The organism is Brevundimonas sp., from assembly GCF_003248455.1.
Lineage (GTDB): Bacteria > Pseudomonadota > Alphaproteobacteria > Caulobacterales > Caulobacteraceae > Brevundimonas.
The window spans coordinates 1-5,491 of the sequence record NZ_QFNM01000063.1 but is presented as its reverse complement, the minus strand read 5'-3'; the positions used below and the strand labels follow the sequence as shown (position 1 = coordinate 5,491).

General features: G+C 67.8%; 5 protein-coding genes. 4 read left to right on the top strand and 1 reads right to left on the bottom strand.

Annotated features, from left to right (window positions below):
- Positions 1–230 precede the first annotated feature (230 nt).
- From DI624_RS15760 to DI624_RS15745, 4 genes are all read left to right on the top strand, one after another.
- The gene (locus DI624_RS15760) at positions 231–1,064 is read left to right on the top strand and encodes a TerC family protein (protein ID WP_291540406.1); all 834 of its coding nucleotides are present in this window, start codon (positions 231–233) and stop codon (positions 1,062–1,064) included.
- 5 nt (positions 1,065–1,069) lie between these two features.
- Entirely contained in the window at positions 1,070–1,867 is a 798-nt protein-coding gene (locus DI624_RS15755; RefSeq protein ID WP_291540404.1) for a glutaminyl-peptide cyclotransferase, read from the top strand.
- A 92-nt stretch (positions 1,868–1,959) separates the two neighbouring features.
- Positions 1,960–2,859, top strand: a complete 900-nt coding sequence (locus DI624_RS15750; protein ID WP_291540402.1) for a hydrogen peroxide-inducible genes activator — start codon at positions 1,960–1,962, stop codon at positions 2,857–2,859.
- Between the two features lie 49 nt (positions 2,860–2,908).
- Positions 2,909–3,337 (top strand): VOC family protein, encoded by a 429-nt coding sequence (locus DI624_RS15745; protein ID WP_291540409.1) that lies wholly within the window; start codon positions 2,909–2,911, stop codon positions 3,335–3,337.
- A 125-nt stretch (positions 3,338–3,462) separates the two neighbouring features.
- Here the strand turns inward: DI624_RS15745 and acnA are convergent.
- Positions 3,463–5,491, bottom strand: a 2,029-nt coding sequence (gene acnA / locus DI624_RS15740) for an aconitate hydratase AcnA (protein ID WP_291540400.1), incomplete at its 5' end; no start/stop codon positions are given.

The window sequence follows — 5,491 nt, the reverse complement described above, 5'->3', positions numbered from 1 at the left end:
ACCCTTCGTCGAAACGGTACTTACAAACTCACACTCCGGGCGAAGGCCCGGCGCTCCGCCCAGCCCTCCATCCCACTTCGCAGCGAAAGCGCGAGGGCGCTTGCGCACGCCCCTTCCCGTCGAGGACGACAGGGGGGGGTGCGACCATGACGCCGCACCCGGCCGCTTGATCGGAACCGGCTGCGGCCCTAGCGCTTTCCCGCTCAAGCTTTTCTCCCTCAGGACCCCCGATGCTCGACAGCATAACCCCGCTTCTTTCCGATCCGGCCGCCTGGGCCGCATTGGTGACTCTCATCGTGATGGAGGTGGTGCTGGGGATCGACAACCTGATCTTCATCTCCATCCTGTCGAACAAGCTGCCCGAGCATCAGCGCCAGAAGGTGCGGCGCATCGGCATCGGCCTGGCCCTGGTCATGCGGCTGGCGCTTCTGTCCATCATCGCCTGGCTGGTCGGCCTGGTGCAGCCGGTCTTCACCGTCATGGGCAACGAATTCTCGTGGAAGGATCTGATCCTGATCGCCGGCGGCCTGTTCCTGGTCTGGAAGGCGACCAAGGAGATTCACCACAGCGTCGATCCCGAGCCCAGCCCCGGCCAGGACGTCCTGGACAAGAAGGATGTGATGATCGCCAACGCCGGCGCGGCCATCTTCCAGATCATCCTGCTGGACATCGTCTTCTCGATCGATTCCATCCTGACCGCCGTGGGCATGACCGAGCATCTGCCGATCATGGTGGTCGCCGTCCTGGTCGCCGTGACGGTCATGCTGCTGGCCGCCGACCCTCTGGCGAACTTCATCAACAAGAACCCCAGCGTGGTCATGCTGGCGCTCGGCTTCCTGCTGATGATCGGCATGGTCTTGATCGCCGACGGCTTCGGCTATCATGTGCCCAAGGGCTACATCTATGCGGCCATGGCCTTCTCGGCCGGGGTGGAGGCGTTGAACATGCTGGGCCGGCGATCCGCGTCCAAGAAGGAAAAGGCCGAACTGGCCCGCGCCGAGGCCGACGCCGCCGAGGCCCGCGCCCTCAAGGCCGAGGCCGAAGCCGCCGCCGAGCGGGGCTGAGGCTCGTGAAGCGCCTGTCGTCCCGGCTCGCCGGCCCGGTCGCTGGCGTGATCGCCAGCGTGATCGCCGGCCTGCTGCTGTCGACAGGCGCCGCCTGGCCCGTCCAGGCCGAGGTTCCGGTCCAGACCTACGCGGTCGTGCGCGCCTATCCGCACGACCCCGCCGCCTTCACCGAGGGCCTCTTTTTCCACGACGGCGCCCTTTACGAGAGCACCGGCCTCTATCCCTCCTTCATCCGCAAGGTGGACCTGGACACCGGCCGGGTGGAGCGCCAGCGCGACCTGCCGACCGTCTATTTCGGCGAGGGCATGACCACGCTGAACGGCAAGCTCTACAGCCTGACCTGGCGCAACCACATCGGCTTCATCTGGAAGCTGGACGACTTCTCGCCGCTGGGCGGCTTCTCCTATCCCGGCGAGGGCTGGGCCCTGACCACCGACGGCCGCCGCCTGATCATGAGCGACGGCACCGACCAGCTGCGCTTCCTCGATCCCGACACCCTGGCCGAGACGGGCCGCGTCTCCGTCACCGCCGACGGCAAGCCGCTGACGCAGATCAACGAGCTGGAATGGATCGACGGCGAGGTCTTCGCCAACCTCTGGCAGGACAACCGCATCGCCCGCATCGACCCCGAGACGGGGGTGGTCAAGGCCTTCATCGACCTGTCCGCCCTGGTCCCGCGGGGGATCGGCTTGGACCCCAACGACGACGTCCTGAACGGCATCGCCTGGGACGCGTCCGGCCGTCGGCTGTTCGTCACCGGCAAGCGCTGGCCGCAGCTGTTCGAGATCAGTCTGCGCTGACCCCGGCCGACCGACGCTGCGGCGGCGCCGGGAAATGATAGGACGAATTGATCGGCTTTGCTTTCGGCATAGATCCACCCTATGTCCCGACCATGCTCCCCACCTTGCGACAGCTCCAGTATCTCAAGCTCCTGGCCGAACATGGCGGCTTCTCGCGCGCCGCCGAGGCCGCCCACGTCAGCCAGCCGGCCCTCAGCGCCGGGGTGCAGGAGCTCGAGCGCATCCTGGGCGCGCCGGTCGTCGAGCGGACGCGCGGCGCCGTCATCCTGACCCCTGTGGGCGCCGAGGCCGTGCGCCGGGCCGAGGACATCCTGGCCCGCGCCGAGGACCTGGTCGAGGCGGCCAAGAACGCGGGCCGTCTGCTGTCGGGCCGGTTCCGCCTGGGCGTCATCCCCACCGTCGCCCCCTTCCTGCTGCCCGCCAAGCTGCCGTCGGTGAAGGCGGCCTATCCGAACCTGAAACTGTTCATCCGCGAGGATCTGACGCCCCGGCTGATCGCGGCCCTGAAGGCCGGCCAGATCGACGCCGCCGTCATCGCCCTGCCCTACGACGCGCCGGGAATCGAACACGCCCGCATCGGCGACGACGAGATCATGGCCGCCGCTCCGCACGACCACGCCCTGGCCGCGCCCGGGCCGATCCGCCCCGGCTCGCTGCGCGCCGAGGATCTGATCCTGCTGGAGGACGGCCACTGCCTGCGCGACCACGCCCTGGCCGCCCTGGACATCGAGGCCCCGCGCGGCGACGACGTCTTCGCCGCCACCAGCCTGCACACCCTGGTCCAGATGGTCGGCTCGGGCCTGGGCGTCAGCTTCCTGCCGAGGATGGCGGTCCAGGCGGGCCTGGCCGACAATCCCGCCGTCGCCGTGCGCCCCTTCGAAATCCAGGCCGACGGCGCCCCGCCCCGCCGCGAGATCGTCGTCGCCTGGCGCGCCGGCTCCAGCCGCGCCGCCGAGGCCCGCCTTCTGGCCGAGGCGCTGAAGCTGGACTAATCGGTCTTTGACGTATGTGAAGGCCACGAGGTCGAAACGGAGAATGAGCATGGAAACCGAGCGATTGCATCGCGGCCGCCTTATCGACCACATCCAGCTCGTGGTCCGCGATCTCGAAGCCAGCCAGGCCTTCTACACCGCCGTTCTGACGGCGCTGGGCATTCCCATCGGCGGCGCGGCCGACAGCTATTTCTGGGCCGACGAACTTTTCGTCACCTCGGCGGACAGCCCCGCGGCGCTGGGCGCGTTGACAGGGCGCCATCACCTGGCCTTTCAGGCCAAAGACCGCGACGCGGTGACGGCCTTTCACCAGGCGGCGCTTGCCCATGGCGGAAGAGACAACGGCGCGCCGGGCGAGCGACCCTATCATCCCGGATATTACGCGGCCTTCGTGCTCGATCCCGATGGAAACAACATCGAGGCCGTTCACCACGGCGAGGGCCGCCGCAGTGCGGAAGCGGTGACGATCGACTTCTGAAAGGGGCTCGTCACGGTCATGACTTCTCGCGGCGTGGCCGATCAGAACTCGCCTGTGGCTGATCCCAAACAGAAAGGGCCGGCGGATCGCTCCGCCGGCCCTTCCTTTCCAACCCGTCGACCGGCCTATTCGGCGGCGATCGGCGCTTCGGTTTCCGGGCCGCGGGCCAGGTTGCGCAGGACGTAGGGCATGACGCCGCCGGCCAGCAGATAGTCCAGCTCGGTCTGGTTATCGATGCGGCAACGGACCGGGAACCGGGCCATCTTGCCGTCCGACGGGCGGAACAGTTCGACCCACAGGTCCTGGCGCGGCTTCAGCTTGCCGACGTTGGCGTCGGCCAGGCCGCGGATGGTGACGATCTCCTCGCCCGTCAGGCCCAGCTTCTGCCAGCCGTCCTGCTTGAACTGCAGAGGAACGACGCCCATTCCGACCAGGTTCGAACGGTGGATACGCTCGAAGCTTTCGGCGATGACGGCGCGCACGCCCAGCAGGCGCGTGCCCTTGGCCGCCCAGTCGCGCGACGAGCCGGTGCCGTATTCCTTGCCGGCGAAGACGACCAGCGGACGGCCTTCCGACTGGTATCTCATCGCAGCATCGTAGATCGACATGACGTCGCCCGACGGGAAGTGCTTGGTCACGCCCCCTTCGATCTCGGGCGTGATGCGGTTCTTGATGCGGATGTTGGCGAAGGTGCCGCGCATCATGACTTCGTGGTTGCCGCGACGGGCGCCGTAGCTGTTGAACTCGGCCGGCTCGACCCCGTGGTTGGTCAGATAGACGCCGGCGGGCGAGGTCTTCTTGATCGAACCGGCCGGGCTGATGTGGTCGGTGGTGATCGAGTCGCCGAAGATGGCCAGCACCCGCGCCTCGACCACGTCCTGGACCGGGGTCGGCTCCATCGACAGGCCTTCGAAATAGGGCGGATTGGCCACATAGGTCGAGGCGTCGTCCCATTCGTAGGTCTGGCCGCCGGCGACGGCGATGGCCTGCCAGTGCTTGTCGCCCTTGAACACGTCCTTGTAGCGTTTGGCGAACATGGCGGGGGTGACGGACTTGCGCTGGATGTCCGCGACCTCCTGGGTCGTCGGCCAGATGTCCTTCAGGAAGACGTCGTCGCCCTTCTCGTCCTGGCCGATCGGGTCCTTGGTGATGTCGATCCGCATCGAGCCGGCGATGGCGTAGGCCACGACCAGAGGCGGCGAGGCCAGGTAGTTGGCCTGGACGTCGGGGTTCACACGACCTTCGAAGTTGCGGTTGCCCGACAGGACCGAGGTGGCGACCAGGGCGTTGTCGTTGATCGCCTTGGAGATGGCCGGGTCCAGCGGGCCCGAGTTGCCGATGCAGGTGGTGCAGCCATAGCCGACCAGGTTGAAGCCCAGGGCGTCCAGGTCCTTCTGCAGGCCGGCGTCGGTCAGATAGTCGGTCACGACCTGGGAGCCGGGGGCCAGCGAGGTCTTGACCCAGGGCTTGGCCTTCAGTCCCAGCGCATTGGCCTTGCGCGCCACCAGACCGGCGGCGATCAGCACCGACGGGTTGGAGGTGTTGGTGCAGGAGGTGATGGCGGCGATCACCACGTCGCCGTCGCCGACGGTGAACGTCTCGCCGTCGACCGCCGCGCGCGGGGCGTCGGACGGGCGGCTGAAGACTTCGGTCAGGGCGCTCTCGAACGAGGGGGCGGCGGCGGTCAGTTCGACGCGGTCCTGCGGACGCTTGGGTCCGGCCAGCGACGGCACGACGGTCGCCAGGTCCAGTTCCAGCGTGTCGGTGAACACCGGCTCTTCAGAGGTCTCGTCGATCCACAACCCTTGGGCCTTGGCGTAGGCCTCGACCAGGGCGACGCGCGCCTTGTCGCGGCCCGTGGCGGTCAGATAGGCGATGGTGGCGGCCGAAACGGGGAAGTAGCCGCAGGTGGCGCCGTATTCCGGGGCCATGTTGGCGATGGTCGCCTGGTCTTCCAGCGTCATGCCGGCCAGGGCGTCGCCGAAGAATTCCACGAACTTGCCGACCACGCCCTTCTTGCGCAGCATCTGGGTGACGGTCAGCACCAGGTCGGTCGCCGTCGCGCCTTCCGGCAGCTTGCCGGTCAGCTTGAAGCCGATGACTTCGGGGATCAGCATCGGGATCGGCTGGCCCAGCATGGCGGCCTCGGCCTCG